This window comes from Roseovarius gahaiensis (assembly GCF_011601345.1).
In the GTDB taxonomy this organism is placed as follows: Bacteria; Pseudomonadota; Alphaproteobacteria; order Rhodobacterales; family Rhodobacteraceae; genus Roseovarius; species Roseovarius gahaiensis.
The window spans coordinates 92,562-111,710 of record NZ_JAAORB010000001.1 but is presented as its reverse complement, the minus strand read 5'-3'; the positions used below and the strand labels follow the sequence as shown (position 1 = coordinate 111,710).

Below are 19,149 nucleotides of genomic sequence, written 5' to 3'. Positions count from 1 at the left end.
CTTGCGCCCAAACCTCTGCTACCCTTGGCGTGCCAGCAAATCAGCCGGGGATCAACAACGAAGCATCCCCGTATGAAAAGAAGCGATACCGTTCTTCCACCGCATGCGCATAGATATTGCCCACCCGATCAACGCCCATCAAGGCGCTGACCAGCATCATAAGCGTCGATTTCGGCAAGTGAAAATTGGTCATCAGCGCATCGGTCACGCGGAATTGAAAACCGGGATAGATGAAAATATCCGTCTCACCCTCCCACGGTGCGATCTGACCGGTCTCGCGCGCGGCGCTTTCGATCAGGCGCAGGGCGGTGGTGCCCACCGGTATAACCCGGCCCCCGGCGGCCTTGGTTGTGGCAATCTCGTCGGCGGCTTGTTGGCTGACGACGCCCCATTCGGCATGCATCTTGTGGGTGGTCACATCCTCGACCTTCACAGGCAGGAACGTGCCCGCCCCCACATGCAGCGTGACATGGCTGAAGGCCACGCCGATATCGCGCAGCGCCGCCAGCAGCCCCTCGTCGAAATGCAAGGACGCGGTCGGCGCGGCCACCGCGCCGGGGGTGCGGGCCCAAACGGTTTGATAGTCGGTTTTGTCCTGCTCGTCCGCCGCGCGCCGGGCGGCAATGTATGGCGGCAAGGGCATCGCACCGGCCTGTGCCAAGGCCGCATCAAATGCCGCGCCTTCAAGGTTGAACTGCAGTTTTGCCTGCCCCTCGTGCTTGGCCAGAAGTTCGGCCTGCAAGCCGGCGGCAAATTGGACAACATCACCCGGTTGCAGCTTTTTCAAGGGTTTGACCATCGCCTGCCACGTGCCATCGGCCCCCGGCTCCAGCAAGGTCACCTCCATCTTCGCAACGGTCTCGCCTTGCGGGCCATGGCGGTGGCGCGCACCGCTCAGCCGGGCAGGAATCACGGCGGTATCGTTCAGCACCAGCCGATCACCGGGGCGCAGCCAATCGCCCAAATCGCGCACAATCGCGTCATGAATGGCATCGCCCTGCGCCACCAAAAGCCGCGCCGAAGAGCGCGGCCGCGCAGGCCGCGTGGCAATCAACTCGTCTGGCAGATCAAAATCAAAATCGCTCAACTTCACGGGCGGTTCTCCTCAAGCCTCGGCGCTGCTTCGCCGGGTGGCGGGCGGCGGAACAGGCGGCGGAATACACCCGGTGTCAGCACGGATAAAGGATTAACATCAACATCCGGCGCAGCCGCTGCGCCGCGTAGGGTATAATTCATGCCAACCAACCCTTCGCCGCGCCGTGTGAACAGCCCGCCCATGGCATTGAGCATAAAAAATGGTGAAACGACGCCCTGCATATCCATGCGCTTGCTGCCAAGATGATAATATCCATCCATCGAAATCCCCATCGACGCGCCGGTCGCACTCCCTGACAGCAGGGTCAAACGGTCGGGTGTCAAACGAAACCGGGCCAGAACCTCGGTAAAGTGGATGCCCTCGCCGTCCAGTTGCTCCAACAGGCCGACCACGCTCATCGCATTCAGCAGTTCAGCCATGGCCGGGGCGTCCTTTAGCCTGACATCGCGCACCGTCAATTGGCCTTCGTAAACCCCGGTTTCCCCGGTCGGCACCAGCGCCAGATCCATCCGGCCCTCGCGGGCCTGTTTCAACAGTCCGGCTGCTGCCATCACGCCGCCCGCATCGGTGGACAGGATGCGAATCGCGCTATTCCCGGCGGCAGGCGTGATCGTGCCCTGCACCTGAGGCCCGCCATTCACCCGCCCGGTGAAATTGCCGCTGGTGCCTTGGCTCATGTCGAAATCGGCGCGCAGGTTGGTCAAGGCGATCCCGTCCGAAATCTGGAGCCGGTCCAGCACCAGCGACACCGGCCCGGCCCGCTGGGCAGCCCCTTGGCCGCCGCCGCTCTGCCCCCCCGCGGATGGGCCAAAGCGACTTTTGCGCAGGTCAATAACGCCACCGCTGACCCGCACCTGTGGCACCTGCCCCGCCCCGCGGCCGACCAGTTCGACCGGCGCACTGAGCCACTCGTCCAGTCGCACCCGGTCAAAACTGGCGCGCTCCAACGTGCCGTCATCATTCAACCGCACCACGCCCTGCGCCTGCAAACCGCCCGCATCCAACGCCAAAAGGTCAATGCGCGGCGGCTGGCCCAACTGGCCTGTCACCTCAAGGCTGCCGCGCGCGCGTTGCCCAAAGCCCCAGCCCAATGCCGGTGCCGACAACCCGACCCCGGCCAGATCCGACCGCAGGGAAAATTGCGCCGGGGCATCGCGGCGCAAGTCAATCTCGATCTGGGCACGCCCCGCGCCGCTGAGGCTGCCGGGCGGCAAACCAATCATGAATTCATCCAAAAACCGGTCAGACACTTCGATCGAGCCGGTCACGGTGCTGCGGCCTTGCCCGTCATCATCGGGACCAAGCGGGCTTTGCCAACGGGCGTCAAACGGCACACGGCCGATCCGGCCCGCCCCTTCGACGCGGATCGCCGCATTGTCGGCGCGCACGGTCATCTCGGGCGCGGCCAATACCCGGCCCTGCACCAAAGTTTCGCTGCGCAGATCACGCAGCGTGCCGCCGACATCAAAGGCCACTTCATCCGGCGTCAAATTGGGCTTGAGCAGGAAAACCAGCCGCCCGGCCAAATCTGCGCGGCCATCCGCCAACGTGACAGGCTGGCCCGCCTTGGTCATGAACCGAAACGGCTTTTCATCCAGCAGCGACAACGCCGCCGTCACCGTGCTGTCGATGCGCATTCGCGCCTGCGCCGGGCCGCGTTTGATATGCACGTCAGGGATGATGAAACTGGTGCCGCTGATGTCGATCCGCCCACCTTGGGCGGCATTCACATAGCCACGGTCGGCGCGGATCGCGAAACGATCGGCAAACAGCGACGCGTGCCCCGAGGCCGCCGTGATCGGCGGCACATCCTTGATGAACCGGGTTTCCAACGCCTCGTAATCAAACGCCAAAAACAACTCCGGCTTGGCCTGTTCCGGCTCAAGCCGCAGGGCGAATTGAACATCGCGCAGCATCGCGTGGCGAACGTTTTTTACCACCCATTCCCGCGCCTTTGGGGCGACACCGCGTTCGGGCCACAGCTCAAGCAACCGGACAAGGCCCAAGCCGTCGCGCCGCGCCTCAAGCGCAACACGCCAACCTTCTGCCGTGCCGACCAATGTGCCCGACACCACCGTTCGTTCGGCCTTGTCCATCAGCGCCGCTTGCCCAAGGCTTACTTCGAACGGGTCAAGCCGCAGCCGGATATCCATCACCGCGCTGTCCAGCGTCACCGGCGCGGGGTACAGATCATCAGGATTGGCGCTTAACGCAGTGACACGAAACTGGCCCAACAATTCGTCGGGCCAGCCCTGTCCCATACCAACCAGATAAGCCCGCCCTTCGATGCGGGCGGTCATCCACTGACTGTCGACGGCAATTTCATCAAATTGTAGCACCTGCTGCACAGGGTCGTAGGAAAAATAGGTTTGCGCCTTGGTGAACGAAATCGGCTTGGTCGCCGGGTTGGGCTGCACCGCGCCCGCGCCTATATCCAGCGTCGCCGACAAGCCAGACAACGCGCCGCTGTCATTCACCGACACGCGCATCGCACCCGAAATCGGGGCATCCAGCGCCGCCAGCCAACTCAGCGCCGGGGTTTGTCCCGCGACATCCCGCGCTGGCATGTCTTCGAAGGTCACCCCCAAATCACCCGCTGTGTGGCCGACACGACCCTGATAGTTTATCGCCAGTGTGGTTGCGTAGTCTCGATCCCCCAACAGGGCGAAATCTCCGCGAAGGGTCAGATCCTCTCCGTCACGGTTCAAACTGACCCGCCCGCCATCCACGCTCCACGCCCGGCCTGCGCGCGCGTCTTCGTAGCGAATGGTCAGGTTGTTGGCCTCAATCTGGCGCAACGCGGCGAAATGCGGACGTTCCAGAATGGCATCCATCTGCCCCACCAACGCGGCCATGTTGGGAGCGTCCTGCACCGTCGGGCGCGCCTCGCCCACGGTGACGCCCACCGCACCATCTTTGGACCGGCGCAGCGTCAGCCGCGCCCCCGACAGCGTTACCACCGCAGGCTGCACATTGCCGCGCAACAGCGGGCCAAAGGCCACCTCGCTATGCGCCTGTGACACACTGGCCATCGGCGCGCCTGCGTCGTCGCGCAGCACCACATCGCGCAAGCTCAGACGCGGCACCCAGTCGGTGTCGACCAGAATGGCCATATCACCAAACCCCATCGACAGCCCATCCAGATCGGCATTGATCCTTTCGGTGATCTGCGCGCGCAGCCAATCCGGCGCGGCAATGTCGCGGCCAACCGCGAAATTCAAAAGCAGCCCGGCTGCCAGCATCAGAACAAAAAGCAGCCCAAGCAGCGCAACCCCAACCCGCCGGGCCAGAGGTTTGCGCGTTTTATCTTGTGCTTGCTCGTTCATTTCGTCCAAGAAATCACACGGAACACCGCCCGCCGCCTGCCTGATGCCTTTATTCCGGCTTGTCCTGCTCTAATATGAGCGCAACAGCAATGCATAACAAGGAAAGCCCATGACCGAGACCGGCCAAACCGCCCCCGATTTCACCCTGCCCCGCGACGGCGGGGACCAAGTGACCCTGTCCGCGCTGCGCCCCGCGCCCGTGGTTTTGTTTTTCTATCCGCGCGATGACACATCGGGGTGCACCAAAGAATCGCTGGCCTTCACCGCGCTGCAAGACGAGTTTCAGGCCGCCGGGGCGATTGTCATGGGTATTTCCAAGGATACTGTGGCCAAACATGATAAATTTCGCGACAAGCATGATCTAGGCGTGCCGCTCTTGTCGGATGCCGATAGCGACATTTGCGAACAATACGACGTTTGGAAAGAAAAAAGCATGTACGGCAAAACATTCTGGGGCATCGAACGCTCGACCTTTTTGATCGACGGCAACGGGCAAATCGCCCGCGTCTGGCGCAAGGTCAAAGTGCCGGGCCATGCCGAAGAGGTGCTGGACGCGGTGAAATCACTGTGACCGCCCAAACGCTTACACAAATGGCGGTGGACGTTCTGACCACCGCCGATGGGCGCGAAAAGACCGCCCTGTCGCGGCGCTATGCACAGACGTGGTTCGAGGCGCGCGCGGCGGGGCAAGACATTCCCGTTGGCGAAGGCGCGCCGCCCCTGCAACCGGCGCGCCCCGACCGGCCCGAGTTGCTGGACCCGCGCGATGTGCCCCGCCGCCGCCCCGGCAGCCCGCAAGGCCGGCAGGCCATTCTACATGCCGTGGCGCATATCGAATTGAACGCAGTTGATCTTCACTGGGACATCATCGCGCGCTTTGGCCATGTGCCGATGCCGATCGGGTTTTACGACGATTGGGTCAAATCGGCCGATGAAGAATCCAAACATTTCAACCTGATATGCGATTGTCTTGAAGCGCAGAACAGCCATTACGGTGCCTTGCCCGCACATGCGGGCATGTGGCGTGCTGCCGAAGACACGGCACAGGATCTGATGGGGCGTCTGGCCGTCGTCCCTATGGTGTTGGAAGCCCGCGGTCTGGATGTCACCCCCGGCATGATCGACATTTTCACCAAGGCCGGCGATACCCGCGCCGTCGAGGCGATGCAGGTGATTTACGCCGAAGAGGTACACCATGTCGCCTATGGCTCCAAATGGTTCCATTTCCTATGCGGGCGGCACGACCTTGACCCCAAAGAGGTATTTCATGATCTGGTGCGCCGCTATTTCCACGGTCCGCTGAAGCCGCCGTTCAACGAAGAAAAACGCGCCGAGGCTGGTCTGCCACCGGATTTCTACTGGCCGCTAGCCGATCAGCCCCCTGCGTAAGAATAGGCAAGCCCTTGCAAATCGGCGGTTTTTTGCCGGGATGGCGGCATTTGGCTCAAAACAGGGTTAAGCCGCCCCAAAAACCTTGATCAAAGCTTAAGCACTCGGTAACCCCTCGGTGAAGGCGCGTGGTCACACAAGATGACCAATTCGGAACAGCGCTGCGCGTGAGTAGGGTTGAATAGGGACTGGGAACTTGCGGACAATTCTTGCCATCAGGGCGCATGCCCTGCTCGAACGATATTTTCCCGAACGCCGGGTATTCCTGAAATCCGATACAGACACCCGCTTTATCCGTCTTCGACCGATGTCGCAGATCATCGGATTTGTCGGGGCCTCGGCCATCATGGCATGGGCGATTATTGCCACCTCAATACTTTTGATGGACAGCATCGGTTCGGGCAACTTCCGCGAGCAGGCCAAACGGGACCAGCGCACCTACGAGGCGCGACTGAATGCACTGGCCTCGGAACGTGACAGCCGCGCCGCCGAAGCGCGTGCCGCGCAAGAGCGGTTCAACTCGGCTCTGGAACAGATTTCTGCGATGCAATCCGAATTGCTGGCCTCCGAAACCCGCCGTCGCGAAATGGAAACCGGGATCGAAGTGATCCAAACGACCTTGCGCCGCACCATGAAAGAGCGCGAGAGCGCGCGCGATGAAGCACAGAAATTGGCGTTGGCGTTGGACAGCCAAGGCATGACGACTGGTGACAACGCCGCCACCACGTCCGACGACAGCACCCTCGATTTTCTAGCCGCTGCTTTGGCCGACACGGCCACCGAGCGCGACCAGATCACCGAAAACGCGCAGAACGCCCTCCTGCAAGCCGATGAAATGGCCGCGCAGATCAGATACCTGGAAGATCGCAACGAACAAATTTTCAGCCAGCTTGAAGAGGCGATGACAATCTCGGTCGAACCGCTTGATAAGATGTTTCGCGCCGCTGGCCTGAATACCGATTCCCTGCTGGACGAAGTGCGCCGTGGCTACTCGGGCCAAGGCGGGCCGCTAATGCCGCTCAGCTTCTCGACACGCGGCGAAGAACCTTCGGCAGACGCGCTGCGTGCCAATCGTATCCTCAACCAGATGGACCGGCTGAACCTGTATCGGATCGCCGCACAGAAAGCACCGTTTGCAGTGCCACTCAAAGGATCGTTTCGCTATACCTCGGGATATGGTATGCGGTGGGGACGAATGCACAAAGGCACTGATTTCGCCGCCCCGCACGGCACCCCGATCTACGCGACCGCCGATGGTGTCGTCATCCACGCAGGCTGGCAATCCGGCTACGGACGCATGGTGAAGATCCAGCATGAATTCGGTATCGAAACCCGTTACGCGCATAACTCGAAACTCTTCGTGAAGAAGGGGGAAAGGGTCTCGCGCGGGCAGAAGATTGCTGCTATGGGCAATACTGGACGTTCGACGGGCACGCATTTACACTACGAAGTCCGTGTCGGCGGCAAGGCCGTCAATCCCATGACCTATATCAAGGCTGCTAAAGATGTTTTCTAAAAGCAAAATCAACGAACCCGGCCCCAAGACAGATGACAAGCCGCGCACGGCACCCGCCGCTGACGCGCCGCAGGCCGCCCGCTCCGAACAGACCGGGACCGAATTCAAGGCCTCCAGCCCCAAGGCCAAGCCGCCCGCCTCTGTCCTGTCGACCGACCTTCAGGTCACGGGCAATCTTAAGACGACCGGCGACATTCAAGTCGAAGGCACCGTCGAGGGCGATATCCGCGCCCACCTGCTGACCATTGGCGAAACCGCCACCATCAAGGGCGAGGTCATCGCCGATGACGTTGTGATCAATGGCCGCATCGTGGGCCGTGTGCGGGGCCTCAAGGTGCGCCTCAGCTCAACCGCGCGCGTCGAGGGCGACATCATCCACAAAACCATCGCCATCGAATCCGGCGCCCATTTCGAAGGCTCGGTGCAGCGTCAGGACGATCCGTTGAACGGCAAATCCGGCGCAGCCAAACCCGCAGCCGCCGCAGACAAGCCGGCAGCCGCGCCGAAGCCCGCAGGCGACGCACCCAAAGCCTGATCCGAATACCGCGACGTGACAAGGCGCCCTGCCCTTGCAGCGGCGCCTTTTTCTTGGCCCCACGCCTGCGGCCCCTTGCATGCCTGCACCGCTGACCGCATTCTGCCGATATGAGCCAACCCACTTGGGGTCTTGTCGCCACGATCAAGGCCGATACCAGCGACATCCTGAACTTTGCCGCCCACCATCTGGATTTGGGCGCGCACCGGCTGCATATCTATCTGGACCAAGACAACCCGCAGGCCTTTGCCGCGCTCAAGGCGCATCCCAAATGCCGCGTCACGGTCTGCGATGCGGGCTATTGGAAACGCCGTGGCAAATCCCGGCCCGACGCGCATCAGCCGCGCCAGTCGATGAACGCCACCCATTGCCTGAACAAACGCCCGCAGGTCGATTGGCTGGCGCATATCGACGTCGACGAATTCCTGTGGCCTGCCACGCCCCTTCAGGCGCAACTGGCCGCCCTGCCAGACAGCACACGCAGCGCGCGCATCCGACCCGTCGAGGCGATGGCCGCCGACCCCGCCGATCCGCCCGCGCCGGGGCATACGTGGTTCAAAGGGTGTTCGCCGTTCCAAGGTGAACGCCGCGACCAGACCGCCCAAATCTACCCGACCTACGGCACGCATCTGAATGGCGGGTTTCTAAGCCATGTGGCGGGCAAGGTATTCGTGCGCACCGACCTGCCCGACAGCAGCCTGCGCATTCACAACGCGTTTTTTGGCAAGGAGAAAGACCCGGCCCCGGCCACGCTGGACGACACCGTGCTATGCCACCTGCACGCCCCCGACTGGCCCCGATGGCGCGCCGCCTACCGGTTTCGCCTACAACAGGGGTCGTATCGTGACGGGTTGAAACCGCCACCCGCCTCGGGCGCTGAAAGCCTGACAATGAATGCTTTGTTCACCCTACTTGAGGCCGAACAAGGCGAAGCTGCGCTTGAGGCCTTCTTTGCCGAGGTCTGCACCGCGACGCCCGACCTGCGCAAACGGCTGGCGGCCCATGGCCATTTGCACGATATCGCACTGGATCTTGACCGAAAGCGCGCGCGCCATTTCCCGGACCACATTTAACCTGTTGCCAATTGCACAACACTCAGCGCCCCGGTTGCCGGATTCCCCCGCCAATCCGCGCCTGCATTGACCCACCCCCCCGGTTTCCGGTAAACGCATGCCAAGGGTCACAGATGTGACGAAACACAGGGCTAAACGGGCCCGACCCTAAACAGACGTGCGGGCCAGGATCGTGTCCGCAAACCACGGACACACATGATAAAATTTTCTGAACTCAACCTGAACCCCAAGGTCCTCAAAGCTATCGAAGAGGCCGGATATACCGAACCGACGCCCATTCAGGCCGGTGCGATTCCCCCTGCCCTTGAAGGACGCGACGTTTTGGGCATTGCCCAAACAGGCACCGGCAAGACCGCCAGCTTCACCCTTCCCTTGCTGTCGCTTCTGGCGCGTGGCCGCGCCCGCGCCCGGATGCCACGCAGCCTTGTGCTGTGCCCGACGCGGGAATTGGCCGCCCAGGTGGCCGAAAACTTTGACACCTACGCAAAGCACCTGAAACTGACCAAGGCCCTCCTGATCGGCGGTGTCAGCTTCAAAGAACAGGACAAGCTGATCGACAAGGGCGTTGATGTGCTGATCGCCACACCGGGCCGATTGCTGGATCATTTCGAGCGCGGCAAACTTCTGTTGACCGGTGTGCAGATCATGGTCGTGGACGAAGCCGACCGCATGCTTGATATGGGATTCATCCCCGATATCGAACGGATCTTTTCACTGACGCCATTTACCCGTCAGACGTTTTTCTTCTCGGCCACCATGGCGCCCGAGATCGAACGCATCACCAATACGTTCCTGCAAAACCCTGAACGAATCGAAGTTGCCCGTCAGGCCTCGGCCTCGGAAACCATCGAACAGGGTGTCGTGATGTTCAAACCCTCGCGCCGCGACCGGGCCGACAGCGAAAAGCGCAATCTGCTGCGCGCCTTGATCGACGGGGAAGGCGAAAAATGCACGAACGCCATCGTGTTCTGCAATCGCAAGATTGACGTCGATGTCGTTGCCAAGTCGCTCACGAAACACGGCTATGACGCTGCACCGATCCACGGCGATCTTGACCAGTCGCAACGCACCCGGACACTTGATGGATTCCGTGCCGGAGATTTGAAAATCCTCGTGGCCTCGGACGTGGCCGCGCGCGGGCTTGATGTGCCCGCGGTCAGCCACGTGTTCAACTTCGATGTGCCCGGCCATGCCGAAGACTACGTGCACCGCATCGGTCGTACGGGGCGTGCTGGTCGTGACGGGAAGGCGATGATGATCTGCGCTCCGCGCGACGAAAAGAACCTCGAAGCGATCGAACGTCTGATCCAGAAAGCAGTGCCGCGGCTCGACAATCCAATCACAGGCACCAGCCCCGCAGCCGAGGCCGAAACCCCTGAGGACAGCAAGAGCGACGACACGCCGCCACGTAGAACGCGCAGCCGTCGCAGTAGCTCGAAACCCAAAGCGGACCCGGTTGATACAACAGCCGCCGAGGCACCCGCGGCCGAGGTCGTGGCCGAAGCACCCGCGCCTGAAAAGCCCGCCGAGACACCGCAAGACGACAGCCAACAGAAATCCTCACGGTCGCGCCGTGGTGGCAGCGGGCGTGGCCGGTCGGACAATGGCAACGGCAACAATAAGGTGGTCGGCATGGGCGATCACTTGCCCAGCTTCATCGCGCTTAGCTTTGATGAGCGGCGCACCGGGTAAGCCAACCCGCAGCCGCCGACCAAACGAAAAAAAACCAGCCGTGAAAGCGGCTGGTTTTTTGTTGTCACGGACAAGCGCGGCACGCGTGATAACGCCAACGGGCGTCCGCGTGCGGCGGGCTTATTCGATCAACCGGCTGATGATCACCGTCACTTCCGGCCGCTTGCCAATCTCGGTTTGCGCAGATTGACGGGCAACTTTACGCAATCCGTCTTCCAGCTTTTCATCATCGGCCATGGTCCGGCGCCCGGCCCGTCCCATGAATTGGCTCAGGTCTTCTTCCAATACGTCCACCAGTGGCGCGCGGCTCCGGCCCTCTTCGGGCAAGCCCATGGTTTCGCACCAAGGTTCTCCCAAAGGCTCGTTTGACTCGTCCAGAATGACATTGACCAAAACATGCCCGTTGAGGGCCATGCGGATACGGTCCCGCACAATCCCGTCCATCGCACCGATCTTGATGCTGCCATCCAGATAGGTGCGCCCTGTTTCGACATAATCGCAAATCTGCGCCTTGGTGCCGGTCAGGTCCACCATGGACCCATTGACCGCCAGAACCCCCTGCCGCCCTTTCGAATTGGCCAATTTCACATGTTCGCGCAGGTGACGGTGCTCACCATGCATGGGCACCACGACAGAGGGCTGCAACAAATCTTGCAGCGCCTCCAGATCAGGCCGGTTCGCATGGCCGGACACATGGTATTTGCCGCTGGATTCATCCACCACATCAACGCCCATCTCGCTGAACTGGTTCATAATCTTGATGACACCCCGTTCATTGCCGGGGATCGTCTTGGACGAAAACAGGAACATATCGCCTTCTTTCAGGCTGATGCCCTGATACTTGCCCTGCGCCAGTTGCGCGCTTGCCGCACGCCGCTCACCTTGGCTACCCGTGACCAGAAGCATCACGTTTTCACGCGGAACTTCTTTGACTTCCTCGGGGCTGATGGTTTTCGGAAAGCCTGTCAAAACGCCGGTTTCAACCGAGGCCTCGATCATCCGGCGCATCGCGCGGCCCAGCAAACACACCGAGCGTCCGGCGCGATCGGCCGCTTCGGCCAATGTCTTGACCCGCGCCACATTGCTGGCAAACGTGGTGGCCACAACCATCCCCTTTGCCCCGGCAATCAAGGCTTCGATATCAGGGCCAAGCGTGCTTTCGGAGCGGCCCGCATGGGTGCTGAACACATTGGTCGAATCGCACATAAGCGCCTTGACCCCCGGTTCGGCCAAGCTGGCCCACAGGTCGGTATCGAACGGCTCACCGACCACCGGGTTTGCATCAATCTTGAAGTCCCCCGAGTGCACCACCCGCCCAGCAGGCGTGTCGATGACCATCCCGGAACTTTCCGGAATCGAATGGGAAATCGGCACGAAACCAACGCTAAAGGGCCCCGCCTGCGTGACCTCGGGCCACGCAGACACAGTGCGCACCGATTTCTCGGAATAGCCGAACTCGGTCATTTTGCGCCGGGCGATATTGGCGGTAAAGGCCCGCGCAAATACCGGCGCCCCAAGTTGGTCATAGAACTGCGCCACCGCGCCCACATGGTCTTCGTGCGCGTGGGTAATAAAGATCGCCTCCAACTGGTCACGCCGTTCAATCAGCCAGCTCATGTCGGGGAAAATCAGATCGACACCGGGGCTGGTGTCCATATCCGCAAAGGTCACCCCAAGATCGACAAGGATCAGTCGTTCCTTGCCCGGCGCACCATATCCATAGACATAGGCGTTCATGCCAATTTCGCCCGCCCCGCCAAGGGGAAGGTAGATCAATCTGTCGCTGCTCATGTCGTCTCTGCTTTCTTGTTAAACTCGTGGATCACGGTCAGCCCGTGAATTGTCAGATCATCTTCAATAAAATCAAACAGCATCTCGCCCTGCGCAAACAAAGGTGCCAGCCCGCCGGTCCCAATGATCCGCATCGGGCGGTCATACTCGGCGCGAATGCTGTCACAAATCCCATGCACAAGGCCAACGTATCCCCAGAACACCCCGGATTGCATGCAATCCACGGTATTGGTGCCGATTACCTTCGGCGGCTTGGTCACATCCACATGCGGCAGCGCCGCCGCGGCGGTATGCAGCGCCTCAAGGCTGAGGTTCACCCCCGGTGCAATCGCGCCGCCCACATAGGCCCCATCATGGGCAACCACATCAAACGTGGTCGCGGTTCCGAAATCGACCACGATCAGATCACCACCATGCCGGTCATAAGCCCCGGTTGAATTGACCACCCGATCCGGCCCCACTTGGGTGCCGGGATCAACCCGCGGCGCATGCGGCAACAGACATTCAGGTTTGCCAACCACCAACGGTCTGCACCCAAAGAACCTGTCGGCAAAGACTCGCAAATTGAAAACCACACGCGGCACCGTGGACGAAATGATAACATCGGTAATGTCCGCCTTGATCCCGTAATGTTTGACCAATGTCGAATACCAAGTGAAATAGGCGTCCGCCGTGCGCGCATGATGGGTCGACGTGCGCAATGTGCACAAAAATGACGTGCCGTCCCAGATCGAGAACACGGTATTTGTATTGCCGCAATCTATGGCCAAAAGCATGGCGACCCTTTCAGAAAAACACCTCGGCCGCCGGAATGGCGTGCCGGGATTTTGCTGTTGTTAAAACAAGATTGCCGCTCGCGTCCACTGTCTCGAACGTGCCCTTGATGCTCTCCCGCGCGGTTCGGGCGGTGATGGCCTGCCCCAATTTGGCCGCGCGATCCAGCCATGCCCGCCGGATCGGCGCAAACCCGTAGGTTCTAAACTGATCCTCATACCGGGCATAGGCCGGTGCCAAAAGGTCCAGAAAAGCTTCTGGCGTGACGCTGGCTCCGGTTTCCGACAGCAACGACACAGGCCGCAGCGCTTGCGGCTCGACCTGATCAGGCGATGGCGCTTGGGCAAGGTTCACACCCACCCCGATTGCAAAATACGACAGGCCCGCCGAACTGCCCGCGCTTTCCAGCAGAATCCCCGCCAGTTTCCCACCATTCAGCAAAACATCATTGGGCCACTTCAAAGCGACCCCATCGGCCCGGCCGGTCGCGGCCACGACCGCGTCAAACACCGCCAGTGAGCCAACAAAGGACCGCAAGGCAACCTGATCGGGGCTTTCGGTCGGGCGCATCACCAATGTCGCCGCAAAATTGCCCGGCGGGTTGGTCCACGGCCGGCCCCTGCGCCCGCGCGCCGCTGTTTGCGTCAGGGCCAAAATCCACTCAGGCCCGGTCAAATCCGGGGCGATGCGCGCGGCTTCGGCGTTCGTGCTGTCCACTTCGGCCAATACACGTCGCCCGACCCCAATCGGCCAGTCTTGCCTGTCGCATCCCGACTTCATTGTTCGCAAAATACTCCCGCCGGAGGCAGCGCCCCACCGGGGCGCCCATAAACAAAGCGACGCGCCAAGGGCGCGTCACCTTTTTTATAAATCGTGCCTGTCGGATCAGTTGACAAGGGTTGCCGCCGCAGCTTGCGCCATGCCTTCTACGCCGAACATATTGATGATCCCTAAAAGCATCAGCGCCGCCGAGACCATCAAGAAACTCCACTGCACCGGAGAGCGCGACGTTTCCAGCGGTTCGCGTTCTTCGCCGAAATACATGTAATACACGATCCGCAAATAGTAGAACGCCCCGATCACCGACGCGATCACACCGGCCACGGCCAGCCATGCCAGACCGCCCTCATACGCCGCACGCAGAACATAAAGCTTGCCAAAGAACCCCAAAAGCGGGGGCACACCGGCGAGGCTGAACATCAAGATCAACATCGCCAAGGCCCGCGCCGGATGGGCGCGCGAATAATTGTTAAGGCTGGCGATTTCAGTGATCGGCTGGCCGTCACGCTCCATCGACAGGATAAAGGCGAAGGTGCCAACATTCATCGTCACGTAGATCGACATGTAAATCAGCATGGCTTGCACGCCAAACGCGGTGCCCGCAGCCAACCCCATCAGCGCATAGCCCATATGAGCAATCGATGAATAGGCCATCAGCCGCTTGATATCGGTTTGCCCAATCGCCGCCACCGCGCCTAGGAACATCGACAGAACGCTCAAAACCGCCAGCACCTGCTGCCAGTCGCCAACAACCCCGCCGAACGCGTCATGCACGACCCGCGCGAACAGCGCCATTGCGGCCACTTTGGGTGCCGTGGCGAAAAAGGCGGTGATCGGCGTTGGCGCGCCTTCGTAAACATCCGGAGTCCACATGTGGAACGGCACGGCCGAGACTTTGAAGGCCAGCCCGGACAGCACGAACACCAAGCCAATCAGAAGGCCAATCGGGGCTTGGCCCTCGGCGGCGTCGATGATGCCGGAAAACAGGGTCGTGCCCGCATATCCATAGGTCAGCGATGCGCCATACAGCAACAGCCCCGAGCTAAGCGCGCCAAGCACGAAATACTTAAGCCCCGCCTCGGTCGATTTGGCACTGTCGCGCCGCAAAGAGGCGACCACATAAAGCGCCAGGGATTGCAGCTCCAACCCCATATACAGCGCCATCAGGTCTCCGGCGCTGACCATCAGCATCATGCCGACGGCCGACAGGGCAATCAGAACCGGATACTCGAACCGCAGGATCTTGCGGCGCATCATGTATTCTTGGCCCATCACCATGACAGCCGCCGCCGACAGCAGGATCACCACTTTGGCAAAGCGGGCGAACCCGTCATCGTTGAACATGCCGCCAAAGGCCGTGCGTGTGCCCTGCCCCGTGGTTCCGATCCACAGCGCCATGGCCGCAAACAGGGCGGCCGTCAGCCACAGCAGCATCCCGGCCATCCTGTCACGCCCGGTATAGGCCGTGAACAGCAAAGCGGCGATCGCGTAGACCGAGATCACGATCTCGGGCAGGATAATATTCAGATCAGCCTGCATGTCTCAGGGCCTCCGTTAATGCGACGCATCGGCGATTTGGCTGGCGGCATGCGCCGCGGCCAAATCCGTGTCGTAGTTTGAAATCAGCGCTTCGACCGAAGGGCCGATGATATCGGTGACAAGGCTGGGGTAGACACCAAGCAGCAAGGTCATCACCACCAACGGCGCAAAGATCGCGCGTTCGCGGCCTGTCATGTCGGTGATGGATCGCAGGCTTTCCTTGATCAGATCGCCCAAGACCACCCGGCGATAGAGCCACAGCGCATAGGCGGCGGACAGGATCACACCGCTGGTCGCCACAAGTGCGACCCATGTGTTGACTTGGAAAATACCCACCAGCGTCAGGAATTCACCGATAAACCCGGATGTGCCCGGCAGGCCTACATTGGCCATGGTGAACAGCATGAAGATCAGCGCGTAGGCCGGCATCCGGTTGACCAAGCCGCCATAGGCGTCAATCTCGCGGGTGTGCATCCGGTCATAGATAACGCCCACACACAAGAACAGCGCCCCCGAGATGAAGCCGTGGCTGATCATCTGGAAAATCGCCCCGTCGATCCCCTGTTGGTTGGCGGCAAAGATACCCATTGTCACATAGCCCATATGCGCCACTGACGAATAGGCAATCAGCTTTTTCATGTCTTCCTGCGCCAAAGCCACAAGCGAGGTGTAAACAATGGCAATCGCTGACATCCACAGGATCAGCGGTGTCAACACCTCGGCCCCCACCGGGAACATCGGCAGGCTGAACCGCAAGAAGCCATAGCCGCCCATCTTGAGCAGGATTGCCGCCAGCACGACCGAGCCCGCCGTCGGCGCCTGCACGTGCGCATCCGGCAACCATGTGTGAACCGGCCACATCGGCATTTTCACCGCAAAGCTGGCGAAGAACGCGATGAACATCAGCGTCTGCATGCCGCCCACGATATGGATGCCCAGAATGCTAAAGCTTTCCGATCCGAACTGGTGGCTTAGCAACGTGACGATATCGGTGGTGCCTGCGTCCGAGAACATGGCCACCATCGCCACCAGCATCAGCACCGAGCCGAGGAAGGTATAAAGGAAGAACTTGAAGCTGGCGTAAATCCGTTCCTTGCCGCCCCAAATCCCGATGATCAGGAACATCGGGATCAGGCCCGCCTCGAAGAACAGGTAGAACAAGACCAGATCAAGCGCCATGAACACGCCAAGCATTAGCGTTTCAAGGATCAGGAAGGCGATCATGTATTCCTTGACCCGCTTGGTCACATTCCAAGACGCGGCAATGGTCAGCGGCATCATGAAGGTGGTCAGCAACACAAACAGAACGCTGATCCCGTCAACGCCCATCTTGTATTCCAGACCCAAAAGCCACTGGTGCTCTTCCACGAACTGAAAGCCCGTATCGCTTGGGTCGAACCCGGCCAGAATGAACAGGGACACGATGAATGTCAGCGTCGTGGCGATCAGCGCGACCCATTTGGCGTTGCGCTGTGCCGCGGCATCCTCGCCACGCAAAAAGATCGCAAGGATCGCTGCGGCGATGGCGGGGATAAAGGTTGTGATGGAAAGCAGGTTGTCCATTATTCCGCCCCTCCGGTCAGCGACATCCACGTGACCAGAACCGCAATCCCGATCACCATCGCAAAGGCATAGGTAAAGATGTAGCCAGACTGCGCACGGCCAGCCAGACGGGTGAAGAACGGCACGATCCCCATGGCCACACCATTAAGCGAGCCGTCGATCACATCACCGTCACCGCGTTTCCAGAAGAACTGTCCAAGCGCCCGTGCAGGACGCACAATGAGGAAATCATAGATCTCGTCAAAGTACCATTTGTTCAGCAAGAACAGATACAGCGGGCGTTGGTTTTCCGCCAACCGCTTGGGCAGGCTCGGGTTCACGATATAGAACCAGTAGGCCACGATCAGGCCAAGCACCATCGCGACGAAGGGCGAAAGCTTGACCCATGTCGGCACATAATGCGCCTCGTGAAGAACGGTATTCTCGGGCGCGATATAGATGGCCGCCTCGCCCGGTGCGCTGTCCATGACATAGTGCAATTCCGAGGCTTTCGGGCTGCGCTCTGCAACGGCCTCGACCAGTTCCTGCGCAGGCTCACCGTATGTGCCGCCAAAGAACTTCACCACCTCGTTGGTCTTGCCAAAGAAGCTGCCATACCAGATCGCCCCGGCAAAGATTGCCCCCACGGCCAGAACGCCGAGAGGGATCAACATGACCTTAGGGCTTTCATGGGCGTGTTGATGGGTGTGCTTGTCGCCACGCGGCTTGCCCCAGAAGGTCAGGAACATCAACCGCCAGCTATAAAAGCTGGTGAACAGCGCCGCGATCACCAGCATCCAGAAGGCATAGCCCCCCGCGGTGCCCGCATAGGCGCTTTCGATCACCGCGTCTTTCGACGCAAAGCCAGCAAAGCCGATCCAGCCGGTTAGCGGGATCCCCACCCCGGTAATCGCCAGCGTGCCGATCAGCATGGCCAAGAAGGTCAGGGGCATCTTTTTACGCAGGCCGCCATAGTTGCGCATGTCCTGCTCGTGATGCATCCCATGGATGACCGACCCGGCCCCAAGAAACAGCATCGCCTTAAAGAACGCATGGGTGAACAGGTGGAACATCGCCACGCTGTAGACACCCAAACCGGCCGCCACGAACATGTAACCAAGCTGCGAACAGGTCGAATAGGCAATGACGCGTTTGATGTCGTTTTGCACCAGGCCCACGGTGGCTGCGAAAAACGCCGTGGTCGCGCCGATGAAGGTGACAAACATCATCGCCTCGGGCGCGAACTCCATGATCGGCGACATCCGACATACAAGGAACACACCTGCCGTCACCATGGTGGCAGCGTGGATCAGGGCCGACACCGGTGTCGGCCCTTCCATCGCATCGGGCAGCCACGTGTGCAGGAACAGCTGCGCCGATTTCCCCATGGCGCCCACGAACAGCAGGAACGCAATCAGGTTGGCCGCGTTCCATTCGGTCCACAGAAAGCTAAGCTGCGTTTCGGCCAATTCAGGGGCGGCGGCGAAAATATCATCAAACCGGATCGAGTCGGTGAGGAAATACAGCGCCATGATCGCGAGCGCGAAGCCGAAATCACCCACGCGATTGACCACGAACGCCTTGATCGAGGCGGCATTGGCGCTTGGCTTGCGGAAGTAGAAGCCGATCAGCAGATACGAGGCAAGGCCCACACCCTCCCAGCCAAAGAACATCTGGGCAAGGTTGTCGGCGGTGACCAGCATCAACATCGCGAAGGTAAACAGCGACAGATAGGCGAAAAACCGTGGTCTGTAGCTTTCGTTTTCGCGGAAGTTCTCGTCATGGGCCATATAGCCCATCGAATACAGATGGACGAGCGCCGAGACCGTGGTCACGACGATCAGCATGATCGCGGTCAGACGGTCCAGACGGATGGCCCAAGCCGTGTTCAACGTGCCGGATTCGATCCAATCCAGAATGTGAACGATATGGGTTTCCCCGTCATGGCCAAGGAATACGATCCACGACAGGATACACGACAGGAACAACAGGCCCGTCGTCACCCATTGCGCGCCCATGTCGCCGATGATCCGCCAGCCAAACCCGGCGATTATGGCCCCGATGAGAGGCGCGAAAAGAATGGTCAACTCCATCGG

At 60.5% G+C, this 19,149-nt stretch carries 14 protein-coding genes; 6 read left to right on the top strand and 8 right to left on the bottom strand.

All coding sequences use genetic code 11. The features are described from left to right. Positions 1-40: 40 nt before the first annotated feature. Together queA and HAT86_RS00530 are read right to left on the bottom strand one after the other, a co-directional pair. Positions 41-1,093 (bottom strand): tRNA preQ1(34) S-adenosylmethionine ribosyltransferase-isomerase QueA, encoded by a 1,053-nt coding sequence (gene queA / locus HAT86_RS00535; protein ID WP_167192638.1) that lies wholly within the window; start codon positions 1,091-1,093, stop codon positions 41-43. After that, on the bottom strand, positions 1,090-4,422 hold the full coding sequence (locus HAT86_RS00530) for a DUF3971 domain-containing protein (protein WP_167192637.1): 3,333 nt from the start codon (positions 4,420-4,422) through the stop codon (positions 1,090-1,092). The genes queA and HAT86_RS00530 overlap by 4 nt, the downstream gene beginning before the upstream one ends. A gap of 109 nt (positions 4,423-4,531) precedes the next feature. Between HAT86_RS00530 and HAT86_RS00525 the strand changes: the two genes are divergently transcribed. The 6 genes from HAT86_RS00525 (at position 4,532) to HAT86_RS00500 (ending at position 10,627) form a co-directional block, all read left to right on the top strand. Next, positions 4,532-4,993, top strand: coding sequence for a peroxiredoxin (locus HAT86_RS00525; RefSeq protein ID WP_167192636.1), 462 nt, complete (start codon positions 4,532-4,534; stop codon positions 4,991-4,993). 20 nt (positions 4,994-5,013) lie between these two features. Then, complete coding sequence (locus HAT86_RS00520) at positions 5,014-5,811, top strand: ferritin-like domain-containing protein (protein ID WP_167192777.1); 798 nt, start codon at positions 5,014-5,016, stop codon at positions 5,809-5,811. Between the two features lie 196 nt (positions 5,812-6,007). After that, positions 6,008-7,327 (top strand): M23 family metallopeptidase, encoded by a 1,320-nt coding sequence (locus tag HAT86_RS00515; RefSeq protein ID WP_196780455.1) that lies wholly within the window; start codon positions 6,008-6,010, stop codon positions 7,325-7,327. Further along, on the top strand, positions 7,317-7,862 hold the full coding sequence (locus tag HAT86_RS00510; RefSeq protein ID WP_167192635.1) for a bactofilin family protein: 546 nt from the start codon (positions 7,317-7,319) through the stop codon (positions 7,860-7,862). Before HAT86_RS00515 ends, HAT86_RS00510 begins: the two co-directional genes overlap by 11 nt. 110 nt (positions 7,863-7,972) lie before the next feature. After that, the gene (locus HAT86_RS00505; RefSeq protein WP_167192634.1) at positions 7,973-8,935 is read left to right on the top strand and encodes a glycosyltransferase family 2 protein; all 963 of its coding nucleotides are present in this window, start codon (positions 7,973-7,975) and stop codon (positions 8,933-8,935) included. A gap of 195 nt (positions 8,936-9,130) precedes the next feature. Continuing rightward, positions 9,131-10,627, top strand: a complete 1,497-nt coding sequence (locus HAT86_RS00500; protein WP_167192633.1) for a DEAD/DEAH box helicase — start codon at positions 9,131-9,133, stop codon at positions 10,625-10,627. A gap of 120 nt (positions 10,628-10,747) precedes the next feature. Here HAT86_RS00500 and HAT86_RS00495 read toward each other — a convergent pair whose 3' ends face one another. From HAT86_RS00495 to nuoL, 6 genes are all read right to left on the bottom strand, one after another. After that, the gene (locus HAT86_RS00495) at positions 10,748-12,418 is read right to left on the bottom strand and encodes a ribonuclease J (RefSeq protein WP_167192632.1); all 1,671 of its coding nucleotides are present in this window, start codon (positions 12,416-12,418) and stop codon (positions 10,748-10,750) included. Then, positions 12,415-13,194: a type III pantothenate kinase gene (locus HAT86_RS00490; protein ID WP_167192631.1), complete on the bottom strand. Its 780-nt coding sequence runs from the start codon at positions 13,192-13,194 to the stop codon at positions 12,415-12,417. Before HAT86_RS00490 ends, HAT86_RS00495 begins: the two co-directional genes overlap by 4 nt. A 10-nt stretch (positions 13,195-13,204) precedes the next feature. Continuing rightward, entirely contained in the window at positions 13,205-13,972 is a 768-nt protein-coding gene (locus HAT86_RS00485; RefSeq protein ID WP_167192630.1) for a biotin--[acetyl-CoA-carboxylase] ligase, read from the bottom strand. A gap of 105 nt (positions 13,973-14,077) precedes the next feature. After that, a complete protein-coding gene (gene nuoN / locus HAT86_RS00480) occupies positions 14,078-15,511 on the bottom strand; it encodes an NADH-quinone oxidoreductase subunit NuoN (RefSeq protein ID WP_167192629.1) in 1,434 nt (477 codons plus the stop codon). Positions 15,512-15,526: 15 nt separating this feature from the next. After that, positions 15,527-17,074 (bottom strand): NADH-quinone oxidoreductase subunit M, encoded by a 1,548-nt coding sequence (locus HAT86_RS00475; protein WP_167192628.1) that lies wholly within the window; start codon positions 17,072-17,074, stop codon positions 15,527-15,529. Next, positions 17,074-19,146, bottom strand: coding sequence for an NADH-quinone oxidoreductase subunit L (gene nuoL, locus HAT86_RS00470; RefSeq protein ID WP_167192627.1), 2,073 nt, complete (start codon positions 19,144-19,146; stop codon positions 17,074-17,076). Before nuoL ends, HAT86_RS00475 begins: the two co-directional genes overlap by 1 nt. Between the last annotated feature and the right edge of the window lie 3 nt (positions 19,147-19,149).

Bases quoted from the DNA above. Each gene is read 5' to 3' on its own strand.
- HAT86_RS00505 (WP_167192634.1), top strand. From the start codon at position 7,973: ATGAGCCAACCCACTTGGGGTCTTGTCGCCACGATCAAGGCCGATACC.
- HAT86_RS00520 (WP_167192777.1), top strand. From the start codon at position 5,014: ATGGCGGTGGACGTTCTGACCACCGCCGATGGGCGCGAAAAGACCGCC.
- nuoN (WP_167192629.1), bottom strand. From the start codon at position 15,511: ATGCAGGCTGATCTGAATATTATCCTGCCCGAGATCGTGATCTCGGTC.
- nuoL (WP_167192627.1), bottom strand. From the start codon at position 19,146: ATGGAGTTGACCATTCTTTTCGCGCCTCTCATCGGGGCCATAATCGCC.
- HAT86_RS00475 (WP_167192628.1), bottom strand. From the start codon at position 17,074: ATGGACAACCTGCTTTCCATCACAACCTTTATCCCCGCCATCGCCGCA.
- HAT86_RS00500 (WP_167192633.1), top strand. From the start codon at position 9,131: ATGATAAAATTTTCTGAACTCAACCTGAACCCCAAGGTCCTCAAAGCT.
- HAT86_RS00510 (WP_167192635.1), top strand. From the start codon at position 7,317: ATGTTTTCTAAAAGCAAAATCAACGAACCCGGCCCCAAGACAGATGAC.
- HAT86_RS00525 (WP_167192636.1), top strand. From the start codon at position 4,532: ATGACCGAGACCGGCCAAACCGCCCCCGATTTCACCCTGCCCCGCGAC.
- HAT86_RS00490 (WP_167192631.1), bottom strand. From the start codon at position 13,194: ATGCTTTTGGCCATAGATTGCGGCAATACAAATACCGTGTTCTCGATC.
- HAT86_RS00495 (WP_167192632.1), bottom strand. From the start codon at position 12,418: ATGAGCAGCGACAGATTGATCTACCTTCCCCTTGGCGGGGCGGGCGAA.
- HAT86_RS00530 (WP_167192637.1), bottom strand. From the start codon at position 4,422: ATGAACGAGCAAGCACAAGATAAAACGCGCAAACCTCTGGCCCGGCGG.
- HAT86_RS00485 (WP_167192630.1), bottom strand. From the start codon at position 13,972: ATGAAGTCGGGATGCGACAGGCAAGACTGGCCGATTGGGGTCGGGCGA.